Below are 16,292 nucleotides of genomic sequence, written 5' to 3' on the forward strand. Positions count from 1 at the left end.
GTAAGGCCCGGCCGATCTCAGCCGTCGCCCCCGCGGGATGCGGTGGGGCGACTCGTGGGTTGGGGCTGCGTGGGTTGGGGTGCGGCATCCGTGGGTTCGGCGGGAGTCGTGGGTTCCGCCGTGGGCTCGTCCTCGTTCGTCGGGGACGGGGTGGGGCTCGGCGTGGGCGTCACCTTCCGGGCCACCGTGAGCGTGATCGTGGACCCCTGGCTCACGGAGGACCCCGCGGGAGCGGACTGCCGCAGCACCGTGCCAGCCTCAGCATCCTCGGTCTCGCGGATCTCCACGTCGTAGTTGAGTCGCACGTCGTCCGCCCGCAAGGCCTGTTCGGCCTCCGCGCGGCTGCGGCCGACGACGTCCGGGACCGTGACCTTGCCCGTGGACACCTGCAGTTTGACCGCGCTGTCCCGGGCCACCGAGGCGCCCTGTCCGGGATCGGTCGAGAGCACCACGTTGTGGGGCACGGTGGCGCTGTTGACCGTGCTGACCGGGCCCGCCGTGAGGCCGGCCTGCTGCAGGGACTGGCGGGCGTAGTCCAAGGATTGGCCCACGAGATCGTTGGGCACGGTCACGTTCTCGGGCCCCTCGGAGACCACGACGGCCACCGAGGACCCCTGGTCCACCTGGGCCCCCGCGGCGGGGCTCATGCTGATCACGTGCTTGTCCGGCACACTGTCACTGTGCTGCGTGGTGAACGTGGGGTTCAGCCCCGCGTCCCGCAGGGTGTTCTCCGCCGTGGTGCTGTCCATCCCCGTGACCTGGGGGACGCTCACCTGCGCGACCTGTTCGACCTGCTGGTCCTGCCACCACCGCACGCCCAGCACGGTTCCGCCGACCAGCAGCGCGAGCACGAGCAGCAGCACCACGGGCACGACCCACAGGGGCCTGCGACGGCGCCGTTCGTACCGCGCGGAGGCGGACGCGGGGGCGGCGACGGGCGCTGGGTCGTCGGCCGCGGCGTCGTCGTCGAACCGGCCGTACTGTGCGGAGACGGTGGGCTCGGCGTCCTCGCTGCGTCCCGCGGCGGTCACGGCGGCGGCCGGGGTACCGGCGCCCACTGCGGGCAGGGTCTTGGTGTGAGAGTCGGCAGTGTGGGCGACGTTGATGGGCTGGGTCGCCCCGAGGTTGCCGGGCAGTTGCCCGCCGAGTTCCCGCAGCGCCCGGCGCATCTGCCCGGCGTCCACGAACCGGTCCCTGGGGTTCTTGGCCAGGGCGCGCTCCATGAACCGGTCCACGGCGGGCGGCAACTGCGGGTTCACCGCCGACGGCGCGGGCGGCGCGTCCCGCACGTGCTGCGCGGCGATCGCCACGGAGGATTCCCCCACGAACGGCGCGCGCCCGGTCAGCAACTCGAAGAGCACGCACGCGGCGGAGTACAGGTCCGAACGGGGATCCACCGCGGCCCCGCTGGCCTGTTCGGGGGAAAGGTACTGTGCGGTGCCGAGCACCGCCTGGGACTGGGTCAGCGCGGCCTGCGTGTCCTCCACGGCACGCGCGATCCCGAAGTCCATGACCTTGACGCTGCCGTCCGGGGTGACCTTGACGTTGGCGGGTTTGATGTCCCGGTGCACGATCCCCGCGCGGTGGCTGAAGGACAGGGCGTCCATGATGCCGAGCATGTACTCGATGGCCTGTTCCGGGGTGACCCCCGGCCCGTGCATGAGTTCCCGCAGTGTGCGCCCGGGGACGTATTCCATGACGATGTAGGGGCGCAGGACACCGTCCGGGCCCTGGGGGCGGATCTCACCGGTGTCGTAGATGGCCACGATCGAGTGGTGGTTGAGGGACGCCACGGCGTGGGCCTCGCGCTGGAACCGCTCGTGGAACGTCTCGTCCGCGGCCAGCTCCGGGCGCAGGATCTTGATCGCCACGCGACGGCCCAGACGCACGTCCTGTCCCACGTGCACCGTGGCCATGCCACCGCGGCCGATGACCTCACCGACCTCGTACCGGTCGTTGATCAGATCCGGCAGTCCCGACGTCCCCATGCGTGTCAGCCGCCCGCGCCGCTGCCGGGAGCGCTTGGAGCCGCGAGCGCCCCGTCACCGGTGCCCTGCACGGGGTCGGACTGCCCCGATCCTGCCTCGGTGCGGGCGCTCTGATCCGTGGTCCCCCGGGCGCCGGTGTCCGCCTGGGTGTTCGCTCCGTTCTGGCCGGTCTCCCCGGCGCCGTTGGTGGCTCCGTTACCGGCCCCGCCGTTGTCCGCGCCGCCGCCGTTACCGGCGCCATTGCCCCCGCCGTTGGTGGGAGCGGGCTGAGCGGTCTGCTGCGGTGCCTGGGTGTTCTGGTTCTGCTCGGGCTGTTGCTGCGGTGACCGCGTGGCACCGGTGCCCCCGGTCCCGGCGCCCGAGGTCGTCTGGGCACCCGGGGTCCACGCGACGTACATCACCACGGTGGAACCGACCTTCACCCGCGAACCGGCCGCGGGTTCCACGGAGACCACGGTGTTCTCCGCCTGACCCGTGCCCTGCTGCAGCCGCTTGTCCACGTTCACGCCCATGGCGGTGATCTCGGAGGCGACCTTGTCCGCGTCGCGGCCCACCATGTTGGCGGGCAACACCACGGTGTTCGCGGTGGGGCTCACGGTGGAGGACGTGACGGTGCCCGGTGCGGGGGAGCCGGAATCGTCCCGCGAGGAGAAGAAGTACACCCCGGCCACGGCCAGGGCCACCAGAAGTGCAAGCAGCGGCAACAACCACGCCCACACGGACGTCTTGCGCCGCTCACCCTGCGGGGTGGAACCGCGCTGCGAGTTCGGTGGCCGGTTCACGGCGTCGAACTGTGCGGTAGAGGGGTGGGCGCTGTACTTGGGGTCCGGCTGGGCCGCGGCTGCGGCCGAACCGGTCACTCCCGCGGCGGCCGTCCCGGACATGGGCCGGGTGCTCGGTCCCGAGACCGGTGCGATGGCCTCGGTGGGTTGCTCGTCGGAGAAGTCCTGGGACAGGAACGGCTGCATCCCTGGGACCATCGTGACCGCGGCCGTGACGTCCCCGCGGCGCAGCGCATCCACGGCGTTGGCGAGCTTGCCCGCGTTCTCCGGGCGTTCCTCCGGGTCCTTGGCAAGCATGGACATGATGAGGGCGCGCACCGGGTCCGGGATGGAGTCCGGCAGCGCGGGAGGGTTGTCGTTGACCTGGGCCAGGGCGATTGCGATCTGGGATTCCCCCGTGAAGGGGCGCCGGCCGGCGAGCAGTTCGTAGCCGATGATCCCCAGGGAGTAGATGTCCGAGGAGCCCGTGGCGGTCTGACCGGTGGCCTGCTCGGGAGCCAGGTACTGGGCCGTGCCCATGACCTGGCCGGTGGCCGTGAGCGGCACCTGGTCCGCGAGCCGGGCGATGCCGAAGTCGGTGACCTTGACGCGGTTGTCCGGGGTGATGATCAGGTTGCCGGGCTTCACGTCCCGGTGCACGAGCCCTTGCGCGTGCGCGGCGGCCAGGGCGCGGGCGGTCTGGCCGATGTAGTTCAGGACCGTGTCCGGGTCCAACGACTTCTGCCGGTCGATAATGTTGGACAGCGGTTCGCCGGGCACGAGTTCCATGACCAGGAACGCGGAGCCCTCGTCCTCGCCGTAGTCGAAGACGTTGGCCACACCCGGGTGGTTGAGCAGGGCGGTGTGGCGGGCCTCCGCCCGGAACCGCTGCAGGAACGTGGGATCCCCGTTGTACTCGTCCTTGAGGATCTTCACCGCGACGATCCGACCCAGGACCTGATCCTTGGCCTTCCACACCTCGCCCATGCCGCCGATGGCAATTCGTTCCGTCAGGGCGTAACGACCGCCCAGGGTGGTGTTCGACGATGGTCTCACTTGTTCAACACCGCCTCGAAGAGTTGCCGTGCACTGGGGCTGGTCAGGGAAGACCCTGTGGTGACGTCCACGTCCTCGACCACCACGGCCACCGCCAACTGGGGGTCGTCGGCGGGCGCGAATCCAGTGAACCACGAATCGTTCAATCCGTCCCTGCCGATCTCCGCCGTGCCGGTCTTCCCGGCCACCTGCACGCCGGGCACGGCCGCGCCGGACGCGATGCCGTTACTGACCACGGAGGTCATCAGGTCCTTGACGGTGCGCGCGGTCTCTGCGTCCGTGGAGCGGCGCAGCTGCTCGGCCTGGAACTGGTCGATCACGGACAGGTCCGAGGAGCGCACGGTCTTGATGAGGCTGGGACGCATCATCACACCGTCGTTGGCTATAGCCGCGGAGGCCATGGCCACCTGCAGCGGGGTGGTGCGGACGTCGTACTGCCCGATCGAGGACAGGGCGAGTTGGGCCTGGTTCATGTCCTCGGGGAACATGGACGGGGTGACCTGCAGCGGGATGTCCAGGTTCTGGCCGTAGCCGAAGTTCTGCGCTGTCTGGCGGATCTTGTCCTGGCCCAGGTCCATGGCGATGTGCGCGAACGGGGTGTTGCAGGACTGCTCGAGCGCGAAGCGCAGGTCCACCTGGGAGCGCGCGGCACACCCGCCCTGGCGGTAGTTGGGCAGGCTAACTGTCGTGTCCGGGAGCGGGAGCTCGTTGGGGTTCGGCAGCGTGGTGTCGGTCGTGTACTTCCCGGACTCCAGCGCGGCCACGGTGTCGATGATCTTGAACGTGGAACCGGGGGAGTACAGGTCCCCGCTGATCGCGCGGTTCACGAGCGGCTTGTCCGGGTCCGCGTTCAGGGACTGGGCGGCTGCGACCACCTGGTTCGTGTCGTGGGAGGACAGGGCGTTCGCGTCGTAGCTCTTGCGGGAGACCATGGCCTTGATCTCGCCGGTCTTGGGGTCCACGGCCACGATGGAGCCGTTGTGACCCTCCAGTGCGTTGTACGCGATGCGCTGCAGCTCGGGGTCCAGGGTCAGCTCCACCGAGGCGCCCTTGGGCTGGTTCCCGGAGAACAGGGACACCACGCGGTCGTAGAACTGGTCGTCGGACGCGCCCGAGAGTTGGTCACCCATGGCGGATTCGAGTCCCGTGGCCCCGTAGACCAGGGAGAAGTACCCGGTGAGGTTCGCGTACAGGGGGGAGTCCGAGTAGACGCGCTGGTGCGCGAAGTCGCCGTCCGCGGGCACGGAGCGAGCGATCTCCTTCCCGCCCACGAGGATCGAGCCGCGGTCCCGGCCGAACTGTTCGTACAGCGTGCGGTTGTTCCACGGGTTGGCCTGGAGGGCGTTGGCCGCGAAGAACTGCACGTACGTCAGTGTCAGTAGCAGCACCACCATGATGGCCACGGCCATGAGCCACATGCGCCGGATCGCCTTGTTCATCGGGTCCCCCCTTTCTGGTCGTGCACGTTGCCGCCGGATGCGCCGCGTTCACCGGACGACGACGCCGCGTCACCCCGGGTGCGGTCGCTCCGGGAGGCGCGCGTGGCGCCGTGGCCGGCGGAACCGCTCGAGCGATGCGTGATCCGCGAGATCGCCTCGGTCGCGGATGCCGATTCCGCCGCGCCCGGGGACGCCGCGGCGTCGTGGGATACGGACGTGGTCCGCGACAGCGACGGGGTGGGCTCCGTGGCCGGCTCCCGGACCGGGGCGGCGTCGGCGCCGTCGGTGCGGGTGCGCTCGTCGTCGCGGCGTTCCTCGCGGGCGCGGAGGCGGCGCTCGAAGGTCGCGAGGTCCTCGTCCGTGGCGGGACCGGTGACCACGGGGCGCCGCGCGCTGTGGGAGATGGCCAGCAGGATCGCCACGATGATCCAGTTGGACAGCAGGGACGACCCACCGGCGGACATGAACGGGGTGGTCAGACCGGTCAGCGGCAGCAACCGCGTGACACCGCCGATCACCACGAGCAACTGCAGCACCATGAGCGAGGACAGGCCCGCGGCCAACAGCTTGCCGAACGCGTCACGGGTACCCAGGGCGGCGCGCAACCCGCGGGTCGCGAAGAGCAGGAACATCACCAGGATCGCGCCGAGCCCGATCAGCCCGAGCTCCTCACCGAACGCCGTGATGATCATGTCCGAATTGGAATAGGAGACCAGGTCCGGGCGCCCCTGACCCAGGCCCTGACCGAACAGCCCGCCGGAGGCCAGACCGAACAGTCCCTGCACGATCTGCGCCGAGCCACCGGGGGAGCGGTTGTAGACGTCCGGGTTGAAGGCGTCCAGCCACGCGTCCAGGCGCAGGGCCACGTGGGAGAACATGCGGCTCGCGGCGAAACCTCCCACGGCCATGAGCAGCACGCCCAGCACGATCCAGCCCAGGCGTCCCGTGGCCAGGTAGACCATGGCCAGGAACAGGCCGAAGAACATGATGGCGGTACCCATGTCCTTCTGCAGCACCAGCACGCCGATCGCGATCACCCACGCCGCGAACATGGGGGCGATGTCCCGGAACCGGGGCAGGCGCACGGGGCCGATCTTGCGCCCAGCCAGCAGGATCAGGTCCCGGTTGGTCGAGAGGTAGCCCGCGAAGAAGATGGCCAGCGTGATCTTGGCGATCTCACCGGGCTGGAACGTGCGCCCGGCCACCGAGATCCACAGTCGGGCGCCGTTGATCTCCACGCCGAGGCCCGGGATCATGGGCAGCAGCAGGAGCACGGCGGAGAGCAGCAACATGATGTACGTGACGTTGCGCAGTCGCCGGTGGTCCTTGAGCAACCACAGCACCACGCAGCACGCGAGCATGGCCACGCCGGTCCACACCACCTGGGTGTTGGCGGCACTCTGGTTGGTGGACAGGTCGATGCGGTGGATCATCGCCAGCCCGAGCCCGTTGAGCGCCACGGCCAGCGGGAGCAGGTAGGGGTCCGCGTAGCGCGCCCGGATCCACAGCACCACGTGCACCAGCAGGGCGCCCACGCCCAGCACGGTACCGCTCATGATGATGTGGCGGGGATCCGCTTGGGCGCGTTCGGGATCCACCAGGATGTTGGCGCTCACGCCGATCGCCAGGGCCACGAGCAGCAACAGCAACTCGGTGATCCGCCGCGGCCTGGGGCGCACGGGAGCCCCTGTGCCGCGTTCGGGCGCGGCGTTCACGGTCGAACTCATCGGTTCTCACCCCCGGGGGTCCCCGAGGCACCGGGGGACGTGCGCGGGGTGGCCGAGCCACTCGGCGACGCGCTCGCGGACGGGTTCGGTGTGGGGGTCGTGACCGTCACCCGGCCCGTGGGGCGGGGTTCGGGTCCGCGCGAGGACTCCAGGTCCGTGACGATCTGTTCGGCCTCCTCGCGGCTGCCCGCGGGGATCGTGGCGCGCACGCGGTCCTGCGCGTACTGGGACAGGGAGTCCACGGGGATCTCGGTGGTCGCGCTCAACTCGCTCAGCGAAATGGGACCCAGGGACTGCGAGACCCCCTGGAACACGGCCACGTGACCCCGGTCCTCACCCACGTAGTACTGGGACGAGGTCCACGCGCGCGCACCCCACCCGCCGAGCAGCAGCGCGAGGGCGAGCACGACGACGCCCACGATCCACGCCGCACGACGGCGTTTGGTCCCGCGCGCGGGGTCGTCACCCTTGCGACGCAACAGGCTGCGTACCTCGGCGGGATCGGTGGTCACGTCCAGCGTGGAGGTCGCGAGCATCGTGGCGCGGCGCTGGATCGCCGAGTCCGAGACGGTAGGGATACGCCCCGTCTGGGTCGCGTTCGCCGCGGCACCCACGAGCAGGTGGGGACGCTCGGCCAGGTCCCGGCGCAGCACGGAGGCCGAGGACTGGGTGGGCTGCGATGTGGTGTGGGGGTAACCGGGTTCGCGGTAGTCTGTGCCGCCGCCGGCCACGGGGGAGTCCATGGGTCCGTCCCAGTGCTCCACCTCGGACTCGCTCATGAGTTGCTCATCCGACGTGCGGGACTGATCCGGCACGGCCCCCTGGCTCTCCCCGGTCATGGGGTGGGCCTCGCTGCCCTGGGGGATCTCGTCCACCTGCACCACAACCACGGTCACGTTGTCCGGGGCCCCGCGGTCCAGGGTCAGTTCCACGAGGGAGTTCACGATCTGGTTCAGATCCCCCGTGGAGCGCATCACGTTCTCGATGGTCTGAGCGTTCACCACCGCGTTGAGGCCGTCGGAGCACAGCAACCAGCGCTCACCCACGGCCGGGCGCACGGTGCGCACCTCGAGTTCGGGGGAGGCGTCCACGTCACCGAGCACCCGCATGAGCACGTTCTTGTGGGGGTGGGTCTCGGCCTCCTCGGGCTGCAACCGGCCCTCGTCGATCAGCCGCTGGACGAACGTGTGGTCGGTAGTGACCTGCTCGAAACCCTCGGCCTCGGACAACCGGTACGCGCGGGAATCCCCGATGTGCGCCACGCAGATCTCGTCCCCGTCGATCAGCAGGGACGTCACGGTGGTGCCCATCCCGCCCAACCGTGGATTGGACTGCACGAGTTTCGCGAGGTTCTGGTTGGCGTTCTGGATCTCGTCCGCGAGCACGGTCTCGGCATCACCGTCGTAGCCGGCGTGGTCCAGATGGGTCAGGTCGATCACCGCGGAGGCCGAGGCGACGTCACCCCCCACGTGACCACCCATCCCGTCCGCGACGACGGCCAGGTAGCGGCCGGCGTAGGCGGAGTCGTCGTTCTTGGAACGGGCCCGGCCCACGTCGGAGCGAGCAGCATATCGGAAAGCAATGGGCATGGGCTACGGCCTCAGTTCCATCACGGTGCGCCCCACCCGGAACCGGGCGCCCGGGTCCACCACGGTGGCGCGGGACAGTCGCTGGTCCTGCAGGTAGGTGCCGTTCGTGGACCCGAGGTCCTCCAGGAACCACTTGGATCCCTGCGCGAACAGGCGGGCGTGGCGCCCCGAGGCGTAGTCGTCCTCGAGCGGGATGGTGGCCTCTGCGGAACGGCCCAGCATCACGGGGGCCGATCCCAGTTGGAAGCTCCGCCCGGCGAGCGGGCCGTCCACGACCACGAGCTGTTGCGCGCGCGTACGCGCACCCCCGGTGGTGGGGGCGGCGGGGCGGGGGTTCTGGGGTGCCTCCTGGCGGGGTTCCCGTGCGCGGGCGTCACGCAGTTTCTCGCGGCCACCGCGCACGGCCGCGCGGGCCTTGCCGCCCACGGTCAGGTCACGCGCCTGGGAGAAGACCACGGCGGCGATGAAGATCCACAGCAGCGCCAGGAATCCGTAGCGCAGCAGGGTCACGGTCAGTTCGGACACGTCAGCGCCTCTCCCTCGGGAGCATCAGTCGGAAGGTCAACCTGGTGCGCCCCACGGTGATCACGGAACCGTCCACGAGCTGGGCCCTGCCCTGGATCCGCTGGCCGTCCACATAGGAACCGTTCGTGGAACCGAGGTCCACGGCCAGGAAATGGTCCCCCTGGCGCCGGATTTCGAGGTGCTCGCGGGAGACCCCCGTGTCCTCCACGGTCACGTCCGCCTGCGCGGAGCGGCCCACGCTCACGCGGTCCGCGTTGAGCGTGAAACGTTCGGCGCCCACCTGGATCACCGGCACCGGTTGCAGCCCGGCCTGGTCGTCGACCGGGTCGTGATAGCCGCCGGGAACGTGGTCCGCAGCGTCGTCGTCGGCCGAATGAGCGGCTTGGCCATCGCGCGGGCGGGCGTGCGGGGCGGGCACCGGGGGTTGGGGTGCGCGCGCGGAGGTCCCGGCGTCCGCGGGAACCTCCGGTGTGCTCGTGCGCTCGAACGAGGATAGGATGTCGAAGTGGCCGGCCTCGAGTTCGGACTGGCGCGTGAAGCTCACGCGCACCGCGCCCTGCAGGGTATAGGCCTGCGAGCGCGCGTGACGGATGACGACGTCACACAGTTCCTCGGCCAGTTGGACGCCCCATTCCTGGGCCCGGGGGAAGTCGTCGTCGGAGAACTCCACGGTGAAGACGTTGGGTGCCATGGTGCGGCCCGCGGGAACGGTGAAGGACTCCTGGTCCAGTTCACGGCGCAGGGCGCTTGCGATCTCCACGGCCTCGACCCGCTTGCGAGAACCCGCGGTGAAGGCGGTGCGGACCACCTTCTCGATCCCGTTCTCCAGCCCGGTCCAGAAACCCATCCCGCCTCCTTCCTCGGTCAGCCAGTGGCGCTGCGCGGCGTGCGACCGCAGGGGGCGGCGGTACACACGGTCATGGACAGTGTTCAGAATAGTAGCCGGACAGGCTGAGTGGGCGGTGACAGCGCGCGTGATCCCGCTGGGAGCGCGCCCGGCCGGGCAGGACGCGGTGGCCGGCCCGGCGCGTCGCGGCGTACCGCGGTGCAGCGCGGGTGGTCAACACACTGCGACTTCTACCGACGGACCCTCGACCCAGTCCCCCGGGGCGGGCGATACTCGGGACCATGAAGCGACCCCAGAAGATCCTGACCCTCGGTTCCGCCGCACTGCTGAGCGCCTCGTTGCTCGTGGGCTGCGGGAACACCACCCAGAACCAGGCCCCCGCGCAGAACGACGCGACCCAGGGCGCCGGGGACGCCACCGCGGCGGCCACCGGCACCACGCAGGACGCGGCCACGCCCGACGCGACCGGTGCATCCCCGTCCGACACCGCGTCCGCCACGGACAGCGCCTCGCCGTCCGACAGCGCCTCGCCCACGAGCAGCGCGTCCGGCAGTGCGAGCCCGAGCGGTTCGGCGTCCGGCGCGGCCGTCAACGGCGGGCAGGCCGCCGCGCTGGCCGCCGTGGACTCCGCGCTGGCCCGGCACCAGGGTGGTGACGTGGTGGAGATCGATTACGACCGCCGCGCGGACAAGTTCGAGGTGGACCTGATCGCGGACGGTAACGCCCACCAGGTCACGGTGGACGCCACGGGCAAGGACGTCCAGGAGGACCGTGCGGACGGCCGCGCGGACGAGGACGACGTGGCCGAGCTGCGTGCCGCGGCCGTGGGCGCGAAGGACGCGATCAAGCGGGTCTTCGAGTCCGCCGAGTCCGAGTCGGGCACCAAGGTGCTGGACGAGGCCTCCCTGGACGAGGACGACGACGTCGTGCGCTGGGAAGTTGAGCTCGACATCGACAACCGGGACAAGGAGTACACGGTCAACGTGCAGGACGGCAGCGTCACCGCGCGCTGACGTCCCGAGGCGCCGCTTACATACCGTCTTGCCCCCCCCTCGCGCCTGTCGCTTCGTGGGGGGGGAGGCGGGGGCGGATCACCGGGGACGCCCCTATGAGCCGCTGACCGAGCGCCCCGCTGCACACTGACAGCGGGGCGTTCTGTGATCGCGTCGTGACTGCGACGCCGTATCAGGGCAGCGACGCGGCCAGTTCCACGGCCTCACGGATCGCGCGTTTCGCGTCCAGTTCCGCCGCCACGTGCGCGCCGCCCACCACGTGCACGGGGCGCTCCCCGTTCTCTCCCGCGAGTTCCCGGGCGAGCTCGGCGCGGGGTTCCTGGCCCGCGCACAGCACCACGGTGTCCGCGGGGATGATCCGTTCGATCCGGTCCTCGGTGTCCGGGTCGCCGGTCTGCGACGCATCCCGCTGCGCGGGCGCCAGGACGTGCACGCCCTGTTCGTCGATCCGCACGTACTGCACCCCGGTTACGAACTCCACGTCCGCCATGCGCAGTTCGGCGCGGTGGATCCACCCCGTGGTGGTGCCCAGTCGCGCTCCGGGCTTACCGGCGCTGCGCTGCAGCAGGGTCACGCGCCGTCTCGGTTTCGACGGCGCCGGGGCGAGCAACCCGCCCCGCGCTTCCAGCGAGCGGTCCACTCCCCACTCGGTGTAGAAGTCGGAGTGCGGGTCGTGCGTGAGGAAGTGCGCGACGTCGAATCCGATCCCGCCGCCGCCGACGACCGCCACGCGCTCACCCACGGGGGCGCCGGCCAAGACGTCCTTGTACCCGAGCACCGTGGGGCCGTCCTCCCCGGGGATGCCGGGGACGCGCGGGGTCACGCCGGTGGCCACGACCACGCGGTCCGCGAAGGCCACGTCCTGCGCGGTGGCGGTGTGCCCCGTGCGCACGGTGACCCCCAGCTCGGCCAGGCGCGTGCTGAAGTAGCGCACGGTGTGGGCGTAGTCCTCTTTGCCCGGGATGCGCAGCGCCAACTGGAACTGGCCGCCCAACTCCGGTTGCTCCTCGAACAGGGTCACCCGGTGACCCCGCTGCGCCGCAGCCTCCGCGAAGGCCAGCCCGGCCGGTCCGGCACCCACCACCGCGATCCGCTCCGCGGTGCGCGTGGGGCCCAGCACCAGCTCGTCCTCGCGCATCGCGCGCGGGTTCACGAGGCATGACATGCGGCGGCCGGAGAAGGTGTGGTCCAGGCACGCCTGGTTGCACGCGATGCACGTGTTGATCTCGGCGGGGCGCTGTGCGCGGGCCTTGGCCACGAATTGCGGGTCCGCCAGGAACGGGCGGGCCAGGCACACGAGGTCCGCGTCCCCGCGTTCGATCACCGCTTCTCCGATCTCCGGGGTGTTGATCCGGTTGACCGCGGCCACGGGTAATCTCAGGTGCTCGCGCAGTGCCCTGCTGACCCATGTGAACCCCGCGGGCGGCACGCTCGTGGCGATCGTGGGGATCCGGGCCTCGTGCCACCCGATCCCCGTGTTGATGATCGACGCCCCCGCGGCCTCGATCTCCCGGCCGAGCTCCAGGACCTGCGCGAACTGCTGGGCGTCCGGCACGAGGTCCAGCGCGGAGAGCCGGTACATGATGAGGAAGTCCGGGCCCGTGGCCTCGCGCACGCGCCGGACGATCTCGGCGGCGAACCGGCGGCGAGCGGCGTCGGACCCGCCGTACCGGTCGGTGCGCTCGTTCGTGTGGGCCACGAGGAACTCGTTGATCAGGTATCCCTCGGAGCCCATGATCTCCACGCCGTCGTAGCCCGCGCGCTGCGCGAGGTGCGCGGCGTTCGCGAAGTCCTCGACCGTGCTCTCGACCTCCGCCGTACTCAGCTCGCGCGGCGTGACCTTGTTGATGGGAGCGCGGATGGCCGACGGCGCCACGGCGTTTTCGTGCATCGCGTACCGTCCGCTGTGCATCAGCTGCAGTGCGATCAGCCCGCCCTCGCCATGTACCGCGTCCGTGACCGTGCGGTGGGGGCCCAGTTGGTCCTCGCGGCTGAGGTGCGCACCGCCGCGGCGGGCAGCGCCCTCCGGGTTGGGGGAGATCCCGCCCGTGACGATCAGCCCGGCGCCGCCGCGCACGCGTTCCACGTAGAAGCGCGCGAGCTCGTGCTCACCGCCCGGGACCTCCTCGAGGCCTGTATGCATGGACCCCATGATCACGCGGTGGGGCAGGGTCAGCGAACCCACGCGCAGTGGGGACAGAAGATGGGGATAGGAACTCATCCGATACTCCAGGTCTCAGGTATTTCTTCCACCCTAGAGCCCGTGAGCTGGATCACCAATCCGACCGGGCCGTGGCAGCTACAACTGGACCACGGATCACGCCACCGCCGTGAGGGGGTACCGCCAGGGCGGCGCCCACGATGGGGATGAACGCTCCCAGGAACATGATCATGGTCAGCGGGGTCGCGAGCGGCACACCGAGCAACCACAGCCGACCGCGACCGCGAGCATCTCGATCACCGCCACCGCAGCGGTGCCCCGCACGTAACCACCCAGGATGCGCACGGTGTCCCGGCCGGTCCGGCGTAGCTTCTCGGTGTGGCGCGGCGGGAACCAGCTCAGCAGGAAACCCCCGATCCGTTCGGCGTCCGCGGCGGAATGGGCCGAGGGGTCGGTTTAGGCGGAGTTCACAGCCCGCATCCGGGCGGCTCGCGGATTCCCACTCGCGTTCCGTCAGCGGGGTGTCGTGCCGCGGCACCGTAGAGGCGCTCCGGAGCCAGAGCACCGTGGAGGCGCTTCGGGACCAGAGCGCCGTCTGGCCGATCTCCGGGCACCCCGAGGCCACGAACGCCCCAGGGCGGTGGCTCCCGAGTGACCCCTGGTGCAATGCTCGCGTCCTTGTTATTCTGAATACATCAAAATAAGACGGCATGGTGTGGTTCCACCCCGGGACCACCGCCCCACGAGGAGGTTGTCATGGCCAAGAAATCCACGAAGAACGCCAACTACACCGTTCCGGGTCTCACCACGGAGCAGGGCCACGGTGTGGCCGAGATCCTGCAGCAGCGGCTGCACGCGCTCAACGACCTGCAACTGACCCTCAAGCACGCCCACTGGAACGTGGTGGGTCCCAACTTCATCTCCGTCCACGAGATGCTGGACCCGCAGATCGATGAGGTCCGCGGGTACGTGGACGAGCTCGCGGAGCGCATGGCCACCCTGGGTGTGTCGCCGAATGGTCTGCCCGGCGCCATCGCGGCCGAGCGCACGTGGGACGACTACGACGTCCAGCGCGCCTCCGGCGTGGAGCACCTCGCGGCACTGGACCTCGTCTACGACGGCGTCATCACCGACCATCGGGATGCCCTGGCCCGCATCAGCGACGTGGATCCCATCACCGAGGACATGCTGATCGCCCAGGTCCGCGGGCTCGAGCTCTTCCAGTGGTTCATGCGCTCGCACATCGAGTCCGATTCCGGCGTGCTGGAGAACTCCGCCGCCCGCACGGAGAAGGACGCCGCCAAGGCCGTCAAGCGCGGCCGGGTCGCCAAGAAGAAGTAACCACACATGTAGTAGAAGGACCCCCGGATCCGCATCATGCGGGTCCGGGGGTCCTTCCTCTGCGGTCGGGTGCCGCCGCACGCTGTCGTATGCCTTGGAGAACGACGACGCCGCCGCTTGCGGTCACCCTGCTAAGGCGGCGCCGCGCCGTCGTCGCCGGATGGGCGACCGCGGGTCAGAACGCCAGGTTGAACACCCACACGCCCAGGGTCATGGTCGTGGCGGTGATCAGGACCAGGGCGATCAGGTTGAGCCCGATCCCGCCCTTGATCATCTGCCCGATGGTCACGTACCCGGAACCGAACGCGATGGCGTTGGGCGGGGTGGCCACCGGCAGCATGAACGCGCACGTGGCGGCGAGCGCCACGGGGATCGCCAGGAGCATGGGGTCCACGCCGATCCCCATGGCCACACCGCCGGCCACGGGCAGGAACGTGGCCGCGGTGGCCGTGTTGGACGTGAGCTCGGTGAGCAGCAGGATGCCGCCGGCCATGATGAGCACGAGCAACACCACGGGCAGTCCGCCGAGACCCTGGGCGCGCTCGCCGATCCACTCGGTGAGCCCGGAGGTGGAGAACTGCGCGGAGAGGGCCAGGCCACCGCCGAACAGCAACAGCACGCCCCACGGCAACTTGACCGCGGAGTCCCAGTCCAGCAGGCGCACGCCCGGTGCCGCACCGGCCGGGCACAGGAACAACAGCAGCCCCACGGCCATGGCGATGCCCGCGTCGGAGATGATGGGATCCGCGAAGAGCACCGGCACGAAGACCCAGGACAGCGCGGCGAGCACGAAGATGGTCAGCACACGCTTCTCACCCGGGGACATAGGGCCGAGCTTGGCGAGTTCGTCGTTGATGAGTTCCTTGCCGCCGGGGATCTCGGTGATCTCGGGCTTGAACAACACCTTGGTCAGCAGCACCCAGCACAGCGCGAGCAGCACCACGGCCAGGGGCACGCCCACGAGCATCCACTGACCGAAACCGATCGTGATGTCGTGCGCATCCGAGAGGTAGCCGGCCATCAGGGTGTTGGGCGGGGTGCCGATGATGGTTCCCAACGAACCGATCGACGCCGCGTACGCGATCCCGAGCATCAGCGCGGTGCCGAAGTTGGACTTGACGATCTCTTCCTTGACCTCGCTGTCCTGGGGGTCGATCTCCTCCGGGGCGGGCGCGGCGGAGGTGCCCTGCGCGGCGTCGGCACCGGAACCGATCTTGGTCACGAGCAGCAGCACGGACACGCCGATCGACAGCATCATCACGGCGGTCGCGGTGTTGGACACCCACATGGACAGGAAGCCCGTGGCCACCATGAACCCCGCGATCATCTGTGTGGGCTTGGTACCGATCACCTTGACGGTGAGCAGCGCGATCCGCCGGTGCAGGTTCCAGCGCTGCATCGCGAGCGCGAGCAGGAACCCGCCCATGAACAGGAAGATGACGTTGTTGCCGTAGGACGCCCCGACGGCGTCGAACTTCACGTCCGTGCCGAGCGTGGGGAACACCACCAGGGGGACCAGGGCGGTCGCGGGCAGCGGCAGGGCCTCGGTCATCCACCACACGCCCATGAGCACGGCCGTGGCGGCCGTGAGCCGGGCGGCATGGGGAACGTCCTGCGGCATCAGGGTGTAGACGAGCACCGCGAGCAACAGACCGCCCGCCAGGCCGATCCAGCGCACGGTGCGGGTGCGGGGTTTCTCCGCCTCCGCCCGCTCGCCCGGGGACTGGAAGTCCACCTCCTCACCGCGGTGAGGGTCCGGATCCATATTCTGCAGGTGTGCGCCGGGTACGGCCGGGTGACTCATGATGTCTCCACATCGTTGTGGGGAAAAGGTCGGTCATCCCA

Annotated in this window: 11 protein-coding genes; 2 read left to right on the plus strand and 9 right to left on the minus strand. The window is 70.0% G+C overall.

Going from position 1 to position 16,292, the window contains the following annotated elements:
* Positions 1 to 17: 17 nt before the first annotated feature.
* Genes pknB through RF650_RS10435 form a run of 7 tightly spaced genes read right to left on the minus strand, consistent with a single transcriptional unit; the run spans position 18 to position 9,932 of the window.
* Positions 18 to 1,988, minus strand: coding sequence for a Stk1 family PASTA domain-containing Ser/Thr kinase (pknB, locus tag RF650_RS10405; protein ID WP_368814860.1), 1,971 nt, complete (start codon positions 1,986 to 1,988; stop codon positions 18 to 20).
* A gap of 5 nt (positions 1,989 to 1,993) precedes the next feature.
* Positions 1,994 to 3,805: a protein kinase gene (locus RF650_RS10410; RefSeq protein WP_368814861.1), complete on the minus strand. Its 1,812-nt coding sequence runs from the start codon at positions 3,803 to 3,805 to the stop codon at positions 1,994 to 1,996.
* Positions 3,802 to 5,244, minus strand: a complete 1,443-nt coding sequence (locus tag RF650_RS10415) for a peptidoglycan D,D-transpeptidase FtsI family protein (protein WP_368814862.1) — start codon at positions 5,242 to 5,244, stop codon at positions 3,802 to 3,804. Before RF650_RS10415 ends, RF650_RS10410 begins: the two co-directional genes overlap by 4 nt.
* Complete coding sequence (locus tag RF650_RS10420; RefSeq protein ID WP_368814863.1) at positions 5,241 to 6,971, minus strand: FtsW/RodA/SpoVE family cell cycle protein; 1,731 nt, start codon at positions 6,969 to 6,971, stop codon at positions 5,241 to 5,243. Before RF650_RS10420 ends, RF650_RS10415 begins: the two co-directional genes overlap by 4 nt.
* Positions 6,968 to 8,560 carry a PP2C family serine/threonine-protein phosphatase gene (locus RF650_RS10425; protein ID WP_368814864.1) on the minus strand — a complete coding sequence of 531 codons (1,593 nt, stop codon included), beginning with the start codon at positions 8,558 to 8,560 and terminating at the stop codon, positions 6,968 to 6,970. Before RF650_RS10425 ends, RF650_RS10420 begins: the two co-directional genes overlap by 4 nt.
* 3 nt (positions 8,561 to 8,563) lie before the next feature.
* The gene (locus RF650_RS10430; RefSeq protein WP_131333633.1) at positions 8,564 to 9,085 is read right to left on the minus strand and encodes an FHA domain-containing protein; all 522 of its coding nucleotides are present in this window, start codon (positions 9,083 to 9,085) and stop codon (positions 8,564 to 8,566) included.
* A gap of 1 nt (position 9,086) precedes the next feature.
* Positions 9,087 to 9,932 (minus strand): DUF3662 and FHA domain-containing protein, encoded by an 846-nt coding sequence (locus RF650_RS10435; protein WP_131333631.1) that lies wholly within the window; start codon positions 9,930 to 9,932, stop codon positions 9,087 to 9,089.
* Between the two features lie 281 nt (positions 9,933 to 10,213).
* On the opposite strand from RF650_RS10435, the gene RF650_RS10440 reads away from it, so the two are divergent.
* Positions 10,214 to 10,945 (plus strand): hypothetical protein, encoded by a 732-nt coding sequence (locus RF650_RS10440; RefSeq protein ID WP_368814865.1) that lies wholly within the window; start codon positions 10,214 to 10,216, stop codon positions 10,943 to 10,945.
* 172 nt (positions 10,946 to 11,117) lie between these two features.
* Here RF650_RS10440 and RF650_RS10445 read toward each other — a convergent pair whose 3' ends face one another.
* Positions 11,118 to 13,166, minus strand: coding sequence for an FAD-dependent oxidoreductase (locus RF650_RS10445; RefSeq protein ID WP_368814866.1), 2,049 nt, complete (start codon positions 13,164 to 13,166; stop codon positions 11,118 to 11,120).
* A 696-nt stretch (positions 13,167 to 13,862) separates the two neighbouring features.
* On the opposite strand from RF650_RS10445, the gene RF650_RS10450 reads away from it, so the two are divergent.
* The gene (locus RF650_RS10450) at positions 13,863 to 14,447 is read left to right on the plus strand and encodes a Dps family protein (protein WP_368814867.1); all 585 of its coding nucleotides are present in this window, start codon (positions 13,863 to 13,865) and stop codon (positions 14,445 to 14,447) included.
* Positions 14,448 to 14,622: 175 nt separating this feature from the next.
* Here the strand turns inward: RF650_RS10450 and RF650_RS10455 are convergent, their stop codons facing one another.
* On the minus strand, positions 14,623 to 16,251 hold the full coding sequence (locus RF650_RS10455; RefSeq protein WP_368814868.1) for a DASS family sodium-coupled anion symporter: 1,629 nt from the start codon (positions 16,249 to 16,251) through the stop codon (positions 14,623 to 14,625).
* Positions 16,252 to 16,292: the final 41 nt, after the last annotated feature.

This window comes from Kocuria sp. CPCC 205297 (assembly GCF_040981035.1).
GTDB lineage: Bacteria > Actinomycetota > Actinomycetes > Actinomycetales > Micrococcaceae > Kocuria > Kocuria marina.